13 protein-coding genes are annotated in these 16684 nt (G+C 71.6%); 6 read left to right on the forward strand and 7 right to left on the reverse strand.

Translation table 11 applies throughout. The features are described from left to right. Positions 1–118: 118 nt before the first annotated feature. Positions 119–943: a maleylpyruvate isomerase family mycothiol-dependent enzyme gene (locus tag GV126_RS18120; protein WP_159667918.1), complete on the reverse strand. Its 825-nt coding sequence runs from the start codon at positions 941–943 to the stop codon at positions 119–121. 216 nt (positions 944–1159) lie between these two features. Here GV126_RS18120 and GV126_RS18125 point away from each other — a divergent pair, with 216 nt between their 5' ends. Beyond that, positions 1160–1954 (forward strand): carbon-nitrogen family hydrolase, encoded by a 795-nt coding sequence (locus tag GV126_RS18125; RefSeq protein ID WP_159667921.1) that lies wholly within the window; start codon positions 1160–1162, stop codon positions 1952–1954. Between the two features lie 16 nt (positions 1955–1970). Here GV126_RS18125 and GV126_RS18130 read toward each other — a convergent pair whose 3' ends face one another. After that, on the reverse strand, positions 1971–2465 hold the full coding sequence (locus tag GV126_RS18130; RefSeq protein WP_159667924.1) for an LURP-one-related/scramblase family protein: 495 nt from the start codon (positions 2463–2465) through the stop codon (positions 1971–1973). Positions 2466–2879: 414 nt separating this feature from the next. Here GV126_RS18130 and GV126_RS18135 point away from each other — a divergent pair, with 414 nt between their 5' ends. Then, positions 2880–4652 (forward strand): NHL domain-containing thioredoxin family protein, encoded by a 1773-nt coding sequence (locus tag GV126_RS18135; protein ID WP_159673867.1) that lies wholly within the window; start codon positions 2880–2882, stop codon positions 4650–4652. Positions 4653–4696: 44 nt separating this feature from the next. Here the strand turns inward: GV126_RS18135 and GV126_RS18140 are convergent, their stop codons facing one another. The 3 genes from GV126_RS18140 to GV126_RS18150 form a co-directional block, all read right to left on the reverse strand. Next, on the reverse strand, positions 4697–4951 hold the full coding sequence (locus tag GV126_RS18140) for a DUF6458 family protein (protein WP_028421185.1): 255 nt from the start codon (positions 4949–4951) through the stop codon (positions 4697–4699). A gap of 285 nt (positions 4952–5236) precedes the next feature. Continuing rightward, on the reverse strand, positions 5237–6541 hold the full coding sequence (locus tag GV126_RS18145; protein WP_159667927.1) for a M18 family aminopeptidase: 1305 nt from the start codon (positions 6539–6541) through the stop codon (positions 5237–5239). A 79-nt stretch (positions 6542–6620) separates the two neighbouring features. Next, positions 6621–8447: an acyl-CoA dehydrogenase gene (locus GV126_RS18150; protein WP_159667930.1), complete on the reverse strand. Its 1827-nt coding sequence runs from the start codon at positions 8445–8447 to the stop codon at positions 6621–6623. A gap of 299 nt (positions 8448–8746) precedes the next feature. Between GV126_RS18150 and GV126_RS18155 the strand changes: the two genes are divergently transcribed. The 3 genes from GV126_RS18155 (at position 8747) to GV126_RS18165 (ending at position 11512) form a co-directional block, all read left to right on the forward strand. Next, the gene (locus GV126_RS18155) at positions 8747–9241 is read left to right on the forward strand and encodes an SseB family protein (protein ID WP_028421182.1); all 495 of its coding nucleotides are present in this window, start codon (positions 8747–8749) and stop codon (positions 9239–9241) included. A 190-nt stretch (positions 9242–9431) separates the two neighbouring features. Continuing rightward, positions 9432–10409 carry a pirin family protein gene (locus tag GV126_RS18160; RefSeq protein ID WP_159667933.1) on the forward strand — a complete coding sequence of 326 codons (978 nt, stop codon included), beginning with the start codon at positions 9432–9434 and terminating at the stop codon, positions 10407–10409. 77 nt (positions 10410–10486) lie between these two features. After that, positions 10487–11512 carry an AI-2E family transporter gene (locus GV126_RS18165; protein ID WP_159667935.1) on the forward strand — a complete coding sequence of 342 codons (1026 nt, stop codon included), beginning with the start codon at positions 10487–10489 and terminating at the stop codon, positions 11510–11512. A gap of 186 nt (positions 11513–11698) precedes the next feature. Here the strand turns inward: GV126_RS18165 and GV126_RS18170 are convergent, their stop codons facing one another. Further along, positions 11699–13852 carry a SpoIIE family protein phosphatase gene (locus GV126_RS18170; RefSeq protein ID WP_159667937.1) on the reverse strand — a complete coding sequence of 718 codons (2154 nt, stop codon included), beginning with the start codon at positions 13850–13852 and terminating at the stop codon, positions 11699–11701. Between the two features lie 206 nt (positions 13853–14058). Here GV126_RS18170 and aspS point away from each other — a divergent pair, with 206 nt between their 5' ends. Further along, positions 14059–15822, forward strand: coding sequence for an aspartate--tRNA ligase (gene aspS, locus GV126_RS18175; RefSeq protein ID WP_159667939.1), 1764 nt, complete (start codon positions 14059–14061; stop codon positions 15820–15822). A 128-nt stretch (positions 15823–15950) separates the two neighbouring features. On the opposite strand, the gene GV126_RS18180 is transcribed toward aspS, so the two are convergent. After that, positions 15951–16307 carry an SH3 domain-containing protein gene (locus GV126_RS18180; RefSeq protein ID WP_159667941.1) on the reverse strand — a complete coding sequence of 119 codons (357 nt, stop codon included), beginning with the start codon at positions 16305–16307 and terminating at the stop codon, positions 15951–15953. Between the last annotated feature and the right edge of the window lie 377 nt (positions 16308–16684).

The raw sequence follows: 16684 nt of genomic DNA on the forward strand, positions 1-16684 counted from the left end.
GTCGCGGGCCGTTCCCTGCCGTCCCGGGCCGTTCCCGGCCGTTCGCATCCGTCTTCAGCGGCCCGCGGCGGGGGCGTCCTCAGCGGCCCCGCGGCGGTGGCGCCGCGTCTGCCGACTGCTACTGCGTCACCGTGAAGTTCCGCAGGATCGCCGCCGCCAGGTCCGTGTCGCCCTCCGTCTTCACCCGGTCCGCCACGGCCTCCGGGCTCACCCGGCCGCAGGCCAGGCGGACGTAGGTCTCCCAGTCGAGGCTGAGGGCCGCGGCCGGGCCCAGCGCGGGCGCGGTCTCCAGCGTGGCCCGGCCCTGGATGTCGATGCGGACCGTGCGCAGGAACTCCACCGGCCCGTGCACGTCGAAGACGATCGCCGAACTGCGCGGCGCGTCCGTCCGCTCGGCGACCACGCCCGGCAGCGCATCCAGCAGGTAGTCGCGGGCGACGTGGGCGCCGGGCGAGTCCAGGTTGCCGGGCCGGCCGAGGGCGGTGCGCAGATCCTGTTCGTGCACCCAGATGTCGAACGCCCGGTAGCGCATGGCCTCTTCGAGCGTGAGCTCCGCGCCGAGCGGGCCGCGCACCTTCGTCCCCGGGTCGCGGGACTCGTTCCGCAGCTGCCGGGTGCGGCGGATGATCGTGTACTCCAGCTCCGACGTCATCTCCGGCGCCGTGTGGTGGCGGCGGACGTCGACCTGCATCTCCATGTAGCGCTGGTGGTCGTTGGTGACGTGGAACAGGTCGCGGGGCAGGGCGTGGATCGGCCGCGGGTCCCCCAGCGCCTCGCAGTCCAGGCCGATGACGTGCGAGACCACGTCACGCACCGACCAGCCGGGGCACGGGGTACGCCGGTTCCACTCGCCCTCCACGAGCGTCTGCACCAGCTCGGATATCGCTTCGACGGAGTGGGTCCAGGCATCGGCGTAGGGCTGGAGGGTGGGATGCAGACTCACGGAACGGGACCCCTCGGCGGTCGGTACACGGGCAGGTTGTGGCATTGCCAGCGGGTGGTGGCTGCTTCGGCGGACAACTCGCAGGTCCCCCAGGCTCTCGCTCCGCTACGAGCAGGGGGGACCCCCAAGTTACGCTGCTGTGAGGCACCCCGGCAGTGCTTTCGTGTGACGATCGTAGGCCCGCCGGGACAACTCGATGGCCAGGACGGTGGTAGTGTGCGCGCCTCGCTGATCCAGATCGCTGTGGACGAGGACGAACCGGTCGACGCGCGACGGCGGCGGGTGGCCGCGCTGGTCCGTGAGCAGTCCGGCTCCGACCTCGTCGTCCTGCCCGAGCTGTGGACCACCGGGGCCTTCGCCTTCGAGCGGTTCGCCGACCACGCCGAGCCGCTTCAGGGGCCGACGTACGAGGTGATGGCCAAGGCGGCGAGCGAGGCGGGCGTGTGGCTGCACGCCGGCTCGATCCCCGAGCGGGACGGGCAGGGCACCCTCTACAACACCTCCCTGGTCTTCTCCCCGGACGGCGACCTGGCCGCCGCGTACCGCAAGATCCACCGCTTCGGCTTCGACAAGGGCGAGGCCGTGCTGATGGGCGCGGGCGACACCCCGGTGACCCTCGCGCTGCCCGACACCACCCTGGGCCTGGCCACCTGCTACGACCTCCGTTTCCCCGAACTCTTCCGGGCGCTGGTCGACGCGGGGGCCCAGACCCTCGTCGTCCCGGCCGGCTGGCCCGAGCGCCGGCGGGCGCACTGGACGCTGCTGGCCCGGGCGCGGGCGGTGGAGGACCAGGCGTTCGTGCTCGCGTGTGGAACGGCCGGGACGCACGCCGGGGTTCCCCAGGCGGGTCACTCGATCGTGGTCGATCCGTGGGGCGAGGTGCTGGCCGAGGCGGGCCACGACGAGGAGGTCCTCACGGTCGACTTCGACCCGGGCCGGGTGGCGACCACCCGCGAGCAGTTCCCGGCCCTGAAGGACCGGGTCCTGGGACTGGACCGCCCCCGCCGCTGAGCGGCCGGCCGCCCGGCTACGCCTCGTCCCGCTCCTTCTCCGCCAGGTGGATCACGCACACCGCCACGGCGATGAGCAGCGCCGGGTCCGCGTCGTCCCGTACGACGTCCACGCCGTAGGTGTCCACGACGCTCAGCCACCGCCGGGAGATCACCGCCAGCAGCTCCCCGTCGTACTCGACGGCGAACTCCCGGTCGAGGATCTTGCCGCTGACGTCCAGCTCGGTGCCGTCCACCAGGGACACCCGGTAGTGGTTGCGCAGCAGCGACAGCCGCTTGCGCCGGATCTTCGCCAGGGCCTGGCCGTCCCGCTCGATCACCATGGTGTCGCGCAGCGAGAACATCTTCTGGTGGATGTCGATCAGGACCCGCCCCTGGGCGTCCTTCAGCTCGAAGGTGTCGCGCAGCCGCATCGCCTTGCCGTCGACGAGGAAGACCTTGGTGCCGTGCTCGTCCTCGATCCAGTAGTCGTCGCCGATGCCGAGGATGCGGTCGCGTACGAGGAATCTCATGCCGTGACGGCTTCCCCGGCGCGCGGCCGGGCACGCCGCCGGTAGCCCGTGGGGCCGCCACCGACAGCCCGACGGGCCACCCCCGCTACTCCGACGGACTGACCCCCGCGCCCGGGCAGGGCCGCCCCGGAGAGCTGACCCGCGCGTCCCGGGGCCGGGCCGCGCGCGGGCGTGGCCCGGCCGGGTGCCCGCCGGACCGGTTGTCAGTGGCGGGTGGCACTCTTGACCGACCTCGGCGACCTCGGCGGCCGGCCCCGCCGCCTGACCGCGGCACAACACCGGCTCGCCGCCCCCCTGATCGACTACCGGACCCGCCTCCCCCGCACCGCCCCCCCGCCCGGCCCGCCGTCCCCCCCCTGGCCCCCGCCGTCCCCGGCCCCGGCCCCCCGACGCGCGCGCGTCCGCGCCCCCGAGCTGATCGGCAAGGGCGGCTGGCTGAACACGGGCGGCAGGCAGTACACCCTCGCCGACCTGCGCGGCCGCATCGTCGTGCTCGACTTCTGGACCTTCTGCTGCATCAACTGCCTGCACGTCCTGGACGAGCTGAGAGAGCTGGAGGCCAAGCACCGGGACACGCTCGTGATCATCGGCGTGCACTCGCCGAAGTTCGTGCACGAGGCGGAGCACCAGGCGGTCGTGGACGCCGTGGAGCGCTACGGGGTGGAGCACCCGGTGCTGGACGACCCCGAGCTGGCCACGTGGAAGCAGTACGCGGTGCGGGCCTGGCCGACGCTCGTCGTCATCGACCCCGAGGGCTACGTCGTCGCCCAGCACGCGGGCGAGGGCCACGCGCACGCCATCGAGAAGCTGGTGGAGGAGCTGGAGGCCGAGCACGCGGCCAAGGGCACCCTGCGGCGCGGCGACGGGCCGTACGTGCCGCCGGAGCCGGAGCCGACCACCCTGCGCTTCCCGGGCAAGGCGCTGCGGCTGCCCTCGGGCACCTTCCTGGTCAGCGACACCACCCGGCACCAGCTGGTGGAGCTGGCCGAGGACGGCGAGAGCGTGGTGCGCCGGATCGGCTCCGGCGAGCGCGGCTTCACCGACGGCGGACCCGAGGCCGCCACGTTCAACGAGCCGCAGGGCCTGGCGCTGCTCGACGACGGTGCGGTGGTCGTCGCCGACACCGTCAACCACGCGCTGCGCCGCCTGGACCCGGCCACCGGCGAGGTCACCACGCTCGCGGGCACGGGCCGGCAGTGGATGCAGGGCGAGGCGACCGACGGTCCGGCGCGCGAGGTGAGCCTGTCCTCGCCGTGGGACGTGGCCTGGTGGCGGGGCAGGGTCTGGATCGCCATGGCGGGCGTGCACCAGCTGTGGACGTACGACCCGGCCGACGGCCGGGTGTCCGTCGCCGCCGGCACCACCAACGAGGGGCTGGTCGACGGGCCGGGCGAGCAGGCCTGGTTCGCCCAGCCGTCCGGGCTGGCGGCCACCGAGGACCGCCTGTGGCTGGCCGACTCCGAGACGAGCGCCCTGCGCTGGGTGGACCCCGACGGGCAGGTCCACACCGCCGTCGGCACCGGCCTGTTCGACTTCGGCCACCGCGACGGGGCGGCCGGACAGGCGCTGTTCCAGCACCCGCTGGGCGTCACGGCCCTGCCCGACGGCTCGGTGGCGGTCGCCGACACCTACAACCACGCCCTGCGCCGCTACGACCCCGCCACCGGCGAGGTCACCACGCTGGCCACGGATCTGCGCGAGCCCAGCGACGCGGTGCTGGCGGGCGAGGACATCGTGGTGGTGGAGTCGGCGCGGCACCGGCTGACCCGGCTGCGGCTGCCGGAGGAGGCGGTCCGCGTGGAGGCCGTCGCCCACCGCACCCAGCGCGCCGCCACCGAGGTCGCCCCCGGCCGGCTCCACCTGGACGTGATCTTCCAGGCCCCGGCGGGCCAGAAACTGGACACGCGGTACGGGCCGTCCACCCGGCTGCTGGTCTCCGCCACCCCGCCCGAGCTGCTGCTGAAGGGCGAGGGCGCGGGCACGGACCTGGCCCGTGACCTGGAGCTGAACCCGGCTGTCACCGAAGGCGTCCTGCACGTCTCCGCGATGGCCGCGAGCTGCGACGACGACCCGGCCAACGAATACCCGGCCTGCCACGTCCACCAGCAGGACTGGGGCGTCCCGGTCCGCCTCACGGAAGGGGCGGCGGACCGGCTGCCGCTGGTACTGGCCGGCCTGGACGCCTGAGGCGGCGCGCCGGTACCGGCGGCACCGAGGGGTGCGGCGTCCGCTCAGACGCCGTACCCGTCGGTGTAGCCGTCGTGCGTGTGGTGGTGGTGCCGTTCCTCTTCGACGACGGTCGTCGCGGGCGGCACGACCGTGCGGCGCCGCCGGGCGATGCTGCTGAACGTCGTCACGCCGATCAGCCCGACGACCATCAGGATGACCCCGACCACGTCGAGGTTGACCCCCTTCATGTGCCAGTCGGTCGCGAACGTGAGGATGGCTCCCACGGCGATGAGGATGATGCATCCGCCGAGGCCCATGAGTGTCGCCTCCCTGTCCGGTCCGGTCCATCCGGTCCGGACAGGCGAGTACCCCGGTTGTCAACCCCCATGCGGCACAAGGGGGTTCGACGTCGTCGCGAGGGCCTGTCCGGCGGATCATGCCGCAGACGCGGGGCCTGGCACGCCCCTCTGCGGCGTTGTCGTCAGTCCCCGACGCTCCGCGTCGACTCCATCCTCCGCCTTGCACAGGGACGCACCATGCCCCGCTCACCTGGGCAGATCAGTCGCCGTGAGTTCCCTGCGACGTGATCCGCCGGACAGGCCCTAGTCCTCCAGGAACGCCGTCAGGGCGTTCGCCAGCAGGAACGGGTCGTCGGCGGCGCACAGTTCGCGGGCGCTGTGCATGGACAGGATGGCCACGCCGATGTCGACGGTCCGGATGCCGTGGCGGGCCGCGGTGATCGGGCCGATGGTCGTGCCGCACGGCATGGAGTTGTGGGAGACGAAGGACTGGAAGGGCACGCCGGCCTTCTCGCAGGCCGCCGCGAACACCGCCCGGCCCGAACCGTCCGTGGCGTAGCGGTTGTTGACGTTGACCTTGAGGATGGGGCCGCCGCCCGCGCGCGGGTGGTGCGTCGGGTCGTGCCGCTCGGCGTAGTTGGGATGCACGGCGTGGCCGGTGTCGGAGGACAGGCACACGGTGCCGGCGAAGGCGCGCGCCCGGTCCTCGTAGGAGCCGCCGCGCGCGAACACCGAGCGCTCCAGCACGGATCCGAGCAGCGGGCCGTCGGCTCCGGTGTCGGACTGGGAGCCGTTCTCCTCGTGGTCGAAGGCGGCCAGGACGGGGATGTACGGCAGGCCGGCGGCCTGCTCGCCGGTCGCCACGGCCGCCAGCGCCGCCGTGCCGGCGTGCACGGACAGCAGGTTGTCCATGCGCGGGCCGGCCACCAGTTCGCGGTCCCGGCCCAGGTAGGCGGGGGCTTCCACGGAGTGCGTCATGAGGTCCCAGCCGGCCACCGAGCCCGCCGCGAGCCCGCACTCCTGCTCCAGGAAGGCGATCAGGTCGCCGTCGCGCACGTCGTCGCCCAGGCCCCACACTGGCTGCAGGTGGCGCTGCTTGTCGAGTTTGAGGCCCTCGGTGGACACCGAGCGGTCCAGGTGGATGGCCAGCTGGGGGACGCGCAGCAGCGGGCGGTCGACGTTCACCAGGTGGGTGGTGCCGTCCCGCAGGGTGAGCCGGCCGGCCAGGCCCAGGTCGCGGTCCAGCCAGGAGTTCATCAGCGGGCCGCCGTAGATCTCCACGGCGACCTGGCGCCAGCCGTGCGCCCCGGTGTCGGGCAGCGGCTTGACCCGCAGGTTCGGCGAGTCGGTGTGCGCCCCGACGATGCGGAACGGCGTGTGCGGGGCGGCGCCCTCGGGGACGTACCAGGCGATGATCGCACCGCCGCGCAGGACGTACTTGCCGCCGCTGCCGCCGTCCCACGCGTCCGTCTCGGCGACCTGGCGGAAACCGGCCTTCTGGAGCCGTTCGGCCGCGTTCGCCACGGCGTGGTACGGCGACGGGCTCGCCGCCAGGAAGGACATCAGATCGTCGGTGTGGCCGCGGTCGAAGGGCCGGCGTGTGCTCATGGCTTCACCTTAACGACGCCGCATGGGTCCGCTCCCGGACGCGGGAGCGGACCCATGGAAGCAGTGCCGGGGCCTGAGATCAGAAGGCGGACTCGTCCAGCTCCATCAGGTCCAGGTCGACGTTCTGCGACACCTTGCGGGCCAGGGTGACGCCCGGCAGGACGTTGGCCGCGAAGAACTTCGCCGCCGCGATCTTGCCCTGGTAGAACGCCTTGTCCTTGGCGGAGGCCGTCTGCAGCTTCTCGGCGGCGATCGCCGCCCCCTTGAGCAGCAGGTAGCCGACGACCACGTCACCGGAGGCCAGCAGCAGGCGGGTGGTGTTCAGGCCCACCTTGTAGATGTTCTTGGTGTCCTGCTCGGTGGCGGCGAGGTCGGTCAGCATCACGCCGACGATCGCCTCCAGCTCCACAACGGCCTTGGCGAGGTGCTCGCGGGCGGCGGCCAGCTCCTCGCCGCCGGTGCCCAGCTCCAGGAACTTCTTGATGTCCTCGGCGAGGGAGTTCAGCGCGGCGCCCTGGTTGCGGACGATCTTCCGGAAGAAGAAGTCCTGGCCCTGGATCGCGGTGGTGCCCTCGTACAGGGTGTCGATCTTGGAGTCCCGGATGTACTGCTCGATCGGGTACTCCTGCAGGAAGCCGGAGCCGCCGAAGGTCTGCAGCGACTGGGCGAGCTGCTCGTAGGCCTTCTCGGAGCCGTAGCCCTTGACGATGGGCAGCAGCAGGTCGTTCAGGGCGTGCTCGGCGGAGGCGTCCTCGCCGTTCGCCTCCTTGACCTGGATGGCGTCCTGGATGGAGGCGGTGTACATCACCAGGGCGCGCATGCCCTCCGCGTACGCCTTCTGCGTCATCAGCGAGCGGCGCACGTCGGGGTGGTGGGTGATGGTGACCTTCGGCGCGGTCTTGTCCATGAAGTTCGCCAGGTCCGGGCCCTGGACGCGCTCCTTGGCGTACTCCAGCGCGTTGAGGTAGCCGGTGGACAGCGTGGAGATCGCCTTCGTGCCGACCATCATGCGGGCGAACTCGATGATGCGGAACATCTGGCGGATGCCGTCGTGCTTGTCGCCGATCAGCCAGCCCTTGGCGGGGTGCTTGTCGCCGAAGGTCATCTCGCAGGTGTTGGAGACCTTCAGGCCCATCTTGTGCTCGACGTTGGTGGCGTAGACGCCGTTGCGCTCGCCCAGCTCACCGGTCTCGAAGTCGAACAGGTACTTCGGCACGAGGAAGAGGGACAGGCCCTTGGTGCCGGGGCCGGCGCCCTCGGGACGCGCGAGCACGTAGTGGAGGATGTTCTCCGACATGTCGTGCTCACCGGAGGTGATGAAGCGCTTCACACCCTCGATGTGCCAGGAGCCGTCCTCCTGCTGGATCGCCTTGGTGCGGCCGGCGCCCACGTCGGAGCCCGCGTCGGGCTCGGTGAGGACCATGGTGGAGCCCCACTGCTTCTCCACGGCGATCTTGGCGATGTGCTTCTGGACCTCGTTGCCCTCCTCGAAGAGGATGCCGGCGAACGCCGGGCCGGAGGAGTACATCCACACGGCCGGGTTGGCGCCCAGGACCAGCTCGGCGTAGGCCCAGATCAGGGAGCGGGGCGCGGTGGTGCCGCCGATCTGCTCGGGCAGGCCGAGGCGCCAGTACTCGGAGTCCATGAAGGCCTGGTAGCTCTTCTTGAAGGACTCGGGGATCGGCGCGGTGTGGGTCTCGGGGTCGAAGACCGGCGGGTTGCGGTCGGCGTCGGCGAAGGACGCGGCCAGCTCGTTCTCGGAGAGGCGGGTCAGCTCCTCCAGGACGCTCTTGGCGGTCTCGACGTCCATCTCCTCGAAGGGTCCGGTGCCGTAGACCTTGTCGCGTCCCAGTACCTCGAAGAGGTTGAACTCGATGTCGCGGAGATTCGACTTGTAGTGCCCCATGGCGACGGCTCCATCAGAAGAGGACTCGGCGAGGCACTGACTCCTCGCAACTGGTTCGCATACCAACTAGTAGCTACTAGCCGACTCCGATGATGCTACCCGTCGGTAATAAGAAGCAACCCCTGGCGGCCTGTCTGTGACGCGTCTGTAAGAGCCGCGGTGCAACGTCTGTAAGAGGTGCGGTGCCGAGGAAGGCCGGGGCGGGTCGCCCGGGTCGCGGCCGGTGTGCTCGGCCCGGGCCGCGGCCGGTGCGCTCCGTCCGGGCCCTGCGGCCGCGGGTGCGTCGGTACGCTTGCCGCATGTACGGATACGGCCAGCCGATGGACGGGGGCGCGTCGCAGCAGTACGCGTCGTCGCAGGAGCAGATGCCGGGCGGTATGGCGGGGGGGATGGCGGGCGGTTACGGGCAGCAGCAGCCGCTGTATCCCGAGCCGTCGCCGCCCTCGCTCGCGGACGCGGTGCGTGCCTTCACCACCGGCCAGATGTCCGCCGAGGACTTCCAGCAGATCTTCGCCACCTCGAAGGTCTACTGCCCCCGCGGGGACACCCCGGGCTTCCTCGCGCTGCACAACACCCAGCAGCCGGTGATCCCGATGTTCACCTCGCTCAAGGAGCTGCGCCGGTACGCCGGCAAGGAGTCGAAGTACTTCGTGATCACCGGCGCGGAGGTGATCGACCTGCTGCCCACGGGGTACGGCTTCGTGCTCGACATGGAGGGCGAGCACCGGATCGTCTTCGACGCCAAGGCCGTCGAGCAGATGGTCGACTTCGCCATGCGCCGCATGTACGGCTGAACGGCGACGCGACGCACCGCCGCCCGGCCGCCCGGTGAGCGGCGGCGCGACGCACTGTCGCCCGGCCGCCCGGAAGCGGACGGGACTCGAGGAGCCCGGAGGGAATGCCCTCCGGGCTCTTCGTGTTGGAGCTGGCAGAAAGTTGAACGCTCAACTAGAGTGGGCGTACGCCGCACAAGGAGGTACCGACATGCCTGCAGTGACCGTCGAGAACCCGCTGGCGCTGCCCCGCGTGGCCGCGCCCGCCGACGCCGTGGCACGGCCCGTGCTCACCGTCACCACCGCGCCCAGCGGTTTCGAGGGCGAGGGCTTCCCGGTGCGCCGCGCGTTCGCCGGGATCAACTACCGCCACCTCGACCCGTTCATCATGATGGACCAGATGGGTGAGGTGGAGTACGCGCCCGGCGAGCCGAAGGGCACCCCCTGGCACCCCCACCGCGGCTTCGAGACCGTCACCTACATCATCGACGGCGTCTTCGACCACCAGGACAGCAACGGCGGCGGTGGCACCATCACCAACGGCGACACCCAGTGGATGACGGCGGGCAGCGGCCTGCTGCACATCGAGGCGCCGCCGGAGTCCCTGGTCATGTCCGGCGGCCTGTTCCACGGGCTGCAGCTGTGGGTGAACCTGCCCGCCAAGGACAAGATGATGGCGCCTCGCTACCAGGACATCCGCGGCGGCAGCGTCCAGCTGCTCACCTCGCCCGACGGCGGCGCGCTGCTGCGCGTCATCGCCGGCGAGCTGGACGGCCACAAGGGTCCCGGCGTCACGCACACGCCGATCACGATGATCCACGCCACCCTCGCGCCGGGCGCGGAGGTCACCCTGCCCTGGCGGGAGGACTTCAACGGCCTGGCGTACGTGCTGGCGGGCAAGGGGACGGTCGGTGCCGAGCGCCGGCCGATCCGCCTCGGGCAGGCCGCCGTGTTCGGCGCCGGTTCCTCGCTGACCGTCCGCGCGGACGACAAGCAGGACTCCCGCACGCCGGACCTGGAGGTCGTCCTGCTCGGCGGCCGGCCGATCCGCGAGCCCATGGCCCACTACGGCCCGTTCGTGATGAACACCAAGGAAGAACTCATGCAGGCCTTCGAGGACTTCCAGAAGGGCCGGCTGGGCACGGTCCCGGCCGTGCACGGCATGACGGACAGCGGCCCGCAGGGCTGACCGGCCGTCAGGCACCCCCTCACCCGGGCGGGCCGTCCGCGCAGGACAGCCCGCCCGGCGCGTGGTCCGCTGGAGGCGTGCACCTGCTGCCCGAGCCCGTCCGCCGCCTCGCCGCCTGGTGTGCCGTCGCGCTGCTGGTCTCCGGGGTGGTGTGGATCGTGGTGCGGCTGTGCGTGACCTTCCGCACCACCGTCACGCCGGTCCTGCTGGCGCTGCTGGGGTCCGCGCTGCTGCGGCCGCTGTTCCGGTGGCTGGTGCGGGGCCGGGTCAACCGTTCGCTGGCGGCCGGCATCACCTGCGCCGCCGTCCTGCTCGTCGTCGGCGGCGTCGGCTACGTCGTCGCGCTGGCGCTGATCGACAGCGGCCCGCAGATCGCGACCTCGCTGGAGAACGCGGCCAGGTCGCTCGCCGCCTACGCCGGGACCGCCGGGGCCTCCCTGAAGGACTTGGCCGCCCACGCCCAGCAACTGCTGTCGAAGTTCGGCGGCACCGCCGCCTCCAACGTCATCAGCGGCGTCAGCGTGGTCGCCGAGTACATCGCCATGGCCGTCCTGGCGCTGCTGCTGGTGTTCTTTTTCCTGCGCGACGCCGACCGGGCCCTGCGCGGCCTCAGGACGCTCGCCCCCGGTGGCAGCGCGGACACCGCCGAGGCCGTGGCCCGGCGGGCCTTCGCCGCGGTCGAGGGCTTCATGCGCGGCACCACGCTCATCGCGCTCATCGACGCGACGTGCATCACCGTCGGCCTGCTCCTGCTGTCCGTGCCGGGCGCGCTCGGCCTGGGCGCGCTGGTCTTCGTCGGCGCCTACATCCCCTACCTGGGGGCGTTCATCTCGGGGGCGGTGTCCGTGCTGGTGGCGCTCGCCGACCGGGGGGTCGTCGTGGCGCTGTGGGTGCTCGGGGTGGTGCTGGCCGTGCAGGTGCTGGAGGGGCACGTGCTCCAGCCGGTGATCCAGAGCCGCACCGTGCAGATGCATCCGGCGGCGGTCCTGCTGGCGATCACCGCCGGCGCGTCGGTCGCCGGGATCGTCGGCATGCTGCTGGCGGTGCCGCTGACCGCGGCGGCCTTCGGGACCCTGCACGAGCTGCGCGAACGGTACCCGTGACGGGGCGGCGCCCCGGCCTGCCCCTTGGACGCCCGGGCCTGCTCGCCGGTCGCCCGGGCCTGCCCGCCGGTCGCCCGGGCCTGCCCGCCGGTCACCGCAGCCTTCCTGCCGGTCGGCACCGCCTGCTCGCCGGTCGCCCCGGCCTGCCCGCCGTCCGCCCCCCTCGCCGCGCCGTGCGCGGTGCGGCTACGGCTTCTCGTACAACTCGAACCAGATGCTCTTGCCCACCCCGCGCGGCTCGACGCCCCACGCGTCCGCCAGCAGCTCGATCAGCACCAGGCCGCGCCCGTGCGAGGCCAGCTCGCCCGGCCTGCGCTTGTGCGGCAGGTCCTCACCGGCGTCGGTGACCTCCCCCCGCATCCGCCGCTCGCCCTTCTCGCCGCTCACCTCGGCGAGCACCAGCGCGTCGGTGTCGGTGTGCACGAGCACGTTGGCCAGCATCTCCGACAGCAGCAGCACCGCCGAGTCCACCTGGTCCGCGGACGACCAGTCGTGCAGCAGCTCCCGCAACTGCTGCCGGGCCACAGCGATCCGCTCCGGCTCGGCCTGCGCGACGGTCAGCAGGGTGCGCCGCACCTCCGGGCGGGCCGCGGCGCCGTCGGGGTGGCGGGCCAGCAGCAGGACGGCGATGTCGTCCTCGCGGCGGTCGGCCAGCGGGCCGGTGGTGTGGTGCGAACTCGGCCCGTGCACGGCCTGCACCAGCGCGTCGGCCAGTTCCTCGGTGCCGCCCTCGTGCCGCTCCAGGATCGTGCGGATGCGCCGCCATCCGGTGTCCAGGTCGTGGCCGCCGGTCTCGATCAGGCCGTCCGTGCAGATCATCATGGTCTCGCCGGGCTCCAGCGTGAACCGGGTGGTGGGGTAGTCGGCGTCCGGGTCGACGCCCAGCGGCAGACCGCCCGCCGTCGGACGGAACAGCACCGTGCCGTCCGCCATGCGGATCACCGGGTCCGGGTGCCCGGCCCGGGCCACCTCCAGCACCCCGGTGCGCGGATCGACCTCGGCGTACAGACAGGTCGCGAACCGCAGGTCCGCGAGGTCGTCACCGTCGTCACCGTCGTCGTCACCGGCGCCGTTCTCCAGGATGCCGTGCAGGAACCGGGAGGCGCGGGAGAGGACCGCGTCGGGGCGGTGGCCCTCGGAGGCGTAGGCGCGCAGCGCGATGCGCAGCTGGCCCATCAGGCCCGCGGCGCGCACGTCGTGCCCCTGGACGTCGCCCATGACCAGCGCGAACCGGCCCGCCCCGGCCCTGCCGCGGGTCGCGGAGGGTCCGCCGGGCAGCGGGATCATGTCGTACCAGTCGCCGCCGACCTGCAGGCCACCGCCGGTGGGGATGTAGCGGGCGGCCAGCGCCATGCCGGGGACCTCCGGGCCCAGCGTGGGCATCATCGAGCGCTGCAGGCCCTCGCTCAGCTCCCGCTGCGTCTCGGCGGTCCCGGCCCGCGACAGCGCCTGGGCGAGCATGCGGGCCACCGTGGTCAGCACCGACCGCTCGTCGGGGGTGAAGGCGACCGGGTGGGTGAACGCGGCCATCCAGGCGCCCATGGTGCGGCCCGAGGCGGTCAGCGGCAGGAACGCCCAGGAGCGGCGGTTGAACTGCTCGGCCAGCGGCCAGGTCAGCGGGTAGCGGGCCTTGTACTCCTCGGGCGAGGAGATGTAGACGGCCCGGCCGGTGCGCACCACCTCGGCGGCCGGATAGTCCGTGTCCAGCGACATGTGCACGAAGGGGGCCTCGTCGCCGGGCCGCTGCCCGTAGTGGCCGATGATGGTCAGCCGGTCGCCCTCCACCCCGAACACGGCCAGTCCGTTGGGGGAGAACCCGGGCATCGACAGCCCGTGCGCGACCCGCAGCACCTCCGCCGTGGACCGGGCCTCGGCCAGCGCGCGGCCCGCGTCCAGCAGGAACGCCTCCCGGGAGCGCCGCCAGTCCCCGGTGACCGCCGTGCGCCCGGCCGGCGAGCCGGGGATGGGCTCGGCGACCTCCTGAAGGGTGCCCGTCATCAGGTACGCCTTCTTCTCCGGGTCGTAGACGGGCCGGGAGCGGCTGCGGACGACCCGGATGACCCGGCTCTGCTCGTCCATGATCCGGATGCGTACCTCGGCGAGGGTGCCCTCGGCCGCGGCCAGCCGCACCACTCCGGTGATCTCGTTCCAGTCCACCGGGTGGATCCGGGCGCGCACCTGCGCCTCGGTCAGGGTGACCGGCTCGGCGGGCAGCCCGATCAGCCGTGCCGCCTCGGCGTCGGCCGAGACCTGCCCGGTGGCGGTGTCCCAGTGCCACACTCCGGTCGCGAGAGCGGCAAGGACGTCCCCCACGGCCGGCAGGGGCTGACCAGTGCGCATTGCCCCACTGTAAGAACAGGGTCTCGAACGCTGCCACCGAAGGCGTACGGGCGAGCGGGCGGCGGGGACGGACGGCGGCGCGTGCGGCACGGCCGGGAAACAGGGGGGAGCCGACCGTGGGGCGGCCGGTACGCTTGGTAGGTCCGGGCCGGAGGCGTATGGGCGCCCCGGTGATCCCCCGCTTCGCGAAGACTGGATGAACGACGATGCATCGGTACAGGTCCCACACCTGCGGGCAGCTCCGCGCCTCTGACGTCGGCACCGACGTCCGGCTCAGTGGCTGGCTGCACAATCGGCGCGACCTGGGCGGCATCCTCTTCATCGATCTGCGCGACCACTACGGCATCACGCAGCTGGTCGCCCGCCCCGGCACGCCCGCCTACGAGGCGCTGGACAAGCTGTCCAAGGAGACCGTGGTCCGCGTGGACGGCCGTGTTGTTTCACGTGGAACCGAGAACGTGAACCCGGACCTGCCCACCGGTGAGATCGAGATCGAGGTCGGCGACGTCGAGGTGCTCGGTGCCGCCGCCCCGCTGCCCTTCACGATCAACACCGAGGACGGGGTCAACGAGGAGCGGCGCCTGGAGTACCGCTTCCTGGACCTGCGCCGCGAGCGCATGCACCGCAACATCATGCTGCGCACGGCGGTGATCGGTGCGATCCGCCAGAAGATGACGGCCCTCGGCTTCAACGAGATGGCCACGCCGATCCTGACGGCGACCTCGCCCGAGGGCGCCCGCGACTTCGTCGTCCCCTCCCGGCTGCACCCGGGCAAGTTCTACGCCCTGCCGCAGGCCCCGCAGCAGTTCAAGCAGCTGCTGATGATCTCCGGCTTCGACCGCTACTTCCAGATCGCGCCCTGCTTCCGCGACGAGGACGCCCGCGCCGACCGCTCGCCGGGCGAGTTCTACCAGCTCGACGTCGAGATGAGCTTCGTCGAGCAGGAGGACGTCTTCCAGCCGATCGAGCAGCTGATGACCGAGCTGTTCGAGGAGTTCGGCGGTGGCCGCCATGTGACGTCTCCCTTCCCCCGCATCCCCTTCCGCGAGGCGATGCTGAAGTACGGCTCCGACAAGCCGGACCTGCGGGCCCAGCTGGAGCTGGTGGACATCACCGACATCTTCGAGGGCTCGGAGTTCAAGGCGTTCGCCGGCAAGCACGTGCGCGCGCTGCCGGTGCCGGCGGTCCAGGACCAGCCGCGCAAGTTCTTCGACCAGCTCGGCGACTACGCGGTCTCGCTGGGCGCGAAGGGCCTGGCGTGGGTGCGTGTCGGCGAGGACGGGGCGCTGACCGGCCCGATCGCGAAGTTCCTCACCGAGGACAACGTCGCGGAGCTGACCAAGCGGCTGTCGCTGGCCCCGGGCCACGCGGTGTTCTTCGGCGCGGGTGAGTTCGACGAGGTCTCGAAGATCATGGGCGCGGTGCGCGTCGAGGCCGCGAAGCGGGCCGGTCACTTCGAGGAGAACGTCTTCCGCTTCTGCTGGATCGTCGACTTCCCGATGTTCGAGAAGGACGAGGAGACCGGCAAGATCGACTTCTCGCACAACCCGTTCTCCATGCCGCAGGGCGGCATGGAGGCCCTGGAGAACCAGGACCCGCTGGACATCCTGGCCTGGCAGTACGACATCGTCTGCAACGGCGTCGAGCTGTCCTCCGGTGCGATCCGGAACCACGAGCCGGACATCATGCTGAAGGCGTTCGAGATCGCCGGTTACGACCGCGAGACCACCGAGCGCGAGTTCGCGGGCATGCTCCGCGCGTTCCGCTTCGGCGCCCCGCCGCACGGCGGCATCGCCCCCGGCGTCGACCGCATCGTCATGCTGCTCGCCGACGAGCCCAACATCCGCGAGACCATCGCCTTCCCGCTCAACGGCAACGCCCAGGACCTGATGATGGGTGCTCCGACGGAGCTGGAGCCGGCCCGCCTGAAGGAACTGCACCTGACGGTGAACAAGCCGCAGCCGAAGTAGGACCCGCGCCGTTCCGCGCACCGCCCGGAACCGCGCAACGCCTGAAAGGGGCGGCCCCACACGGGGCCGCCCCCCTTTTTTTCAGGTGTACCGGTTCCAGCCGAATGCTTCCGCTTCCGGGTTCCGGCTCAGAAGCCGCAGTAGACCGAGCTGCCGTAGTCGCTCAGCAGGTCGTCCCGGATCCAGCCGGACACACCCGTGCTGTCGTTTCTGACGTACGTCCAGGTGTAGTCGCCCGCGATCGTGTAGCAGTGGTAGTCCAGCCGCTGTGTGTTGTAGGCGACACCGTTGATCGCACAGCTCGTGCTGGAGCCGCTGCGCTCGTTGGCCCCGTCGGCCGTCTTGTTCCACGAGCTGCTGTCCTTGTCGGCGACCGTCTTGCCGCAGGCCGCGGCGGCGGAGGCGGGCGTGGTGGACAGGGCGATCGGCACGCTCGCCGCCACGGCCACGAGCGCGGGCAGAACGGCTGCGAATCGACGCTTCATCGAACCCCCATTGTTGTTTTTCTCGTCGTTTTCCGTCTTCATCCGTGCGCCCCCTGACCATCAGTGGCCCAAGGGACACCAGTACGATCTGGTGTCGCGCGGAGTGAAGAAATGATTCCGGGGGGAGATGGCTGTTTCTCGGTGTTCGGCGGCTGTAAGTGAATGGTGGGGGAATAAGACATTCCTGCGCCGTTGCGCGGTCCGTGCGGCGCCCCTCGGGCGAACGGGAAATGACTGGAAAAAGCTCACCGGTCGACGCGGGCATCACCGGATGCGCGCCTTCCCTTTCTTCGTTCCGGCGGACGGAAGCATTCCCAATTCGCTCCGGCCAGTGCGTATGTCATCCGGTACGGTGTGGAAATCCCAGTCGAAGGAGT

This window comes from Streptomyces mexicanus (assembly GCF_902506575.1).
In the GTDB taxonomy this organism is placed as follows: Bacteria; Actinomycetota; Actinomycetes; order Streptomycetales; family Streptomycetaceae; genus Streptomyces; species Streptomyces mexicanus.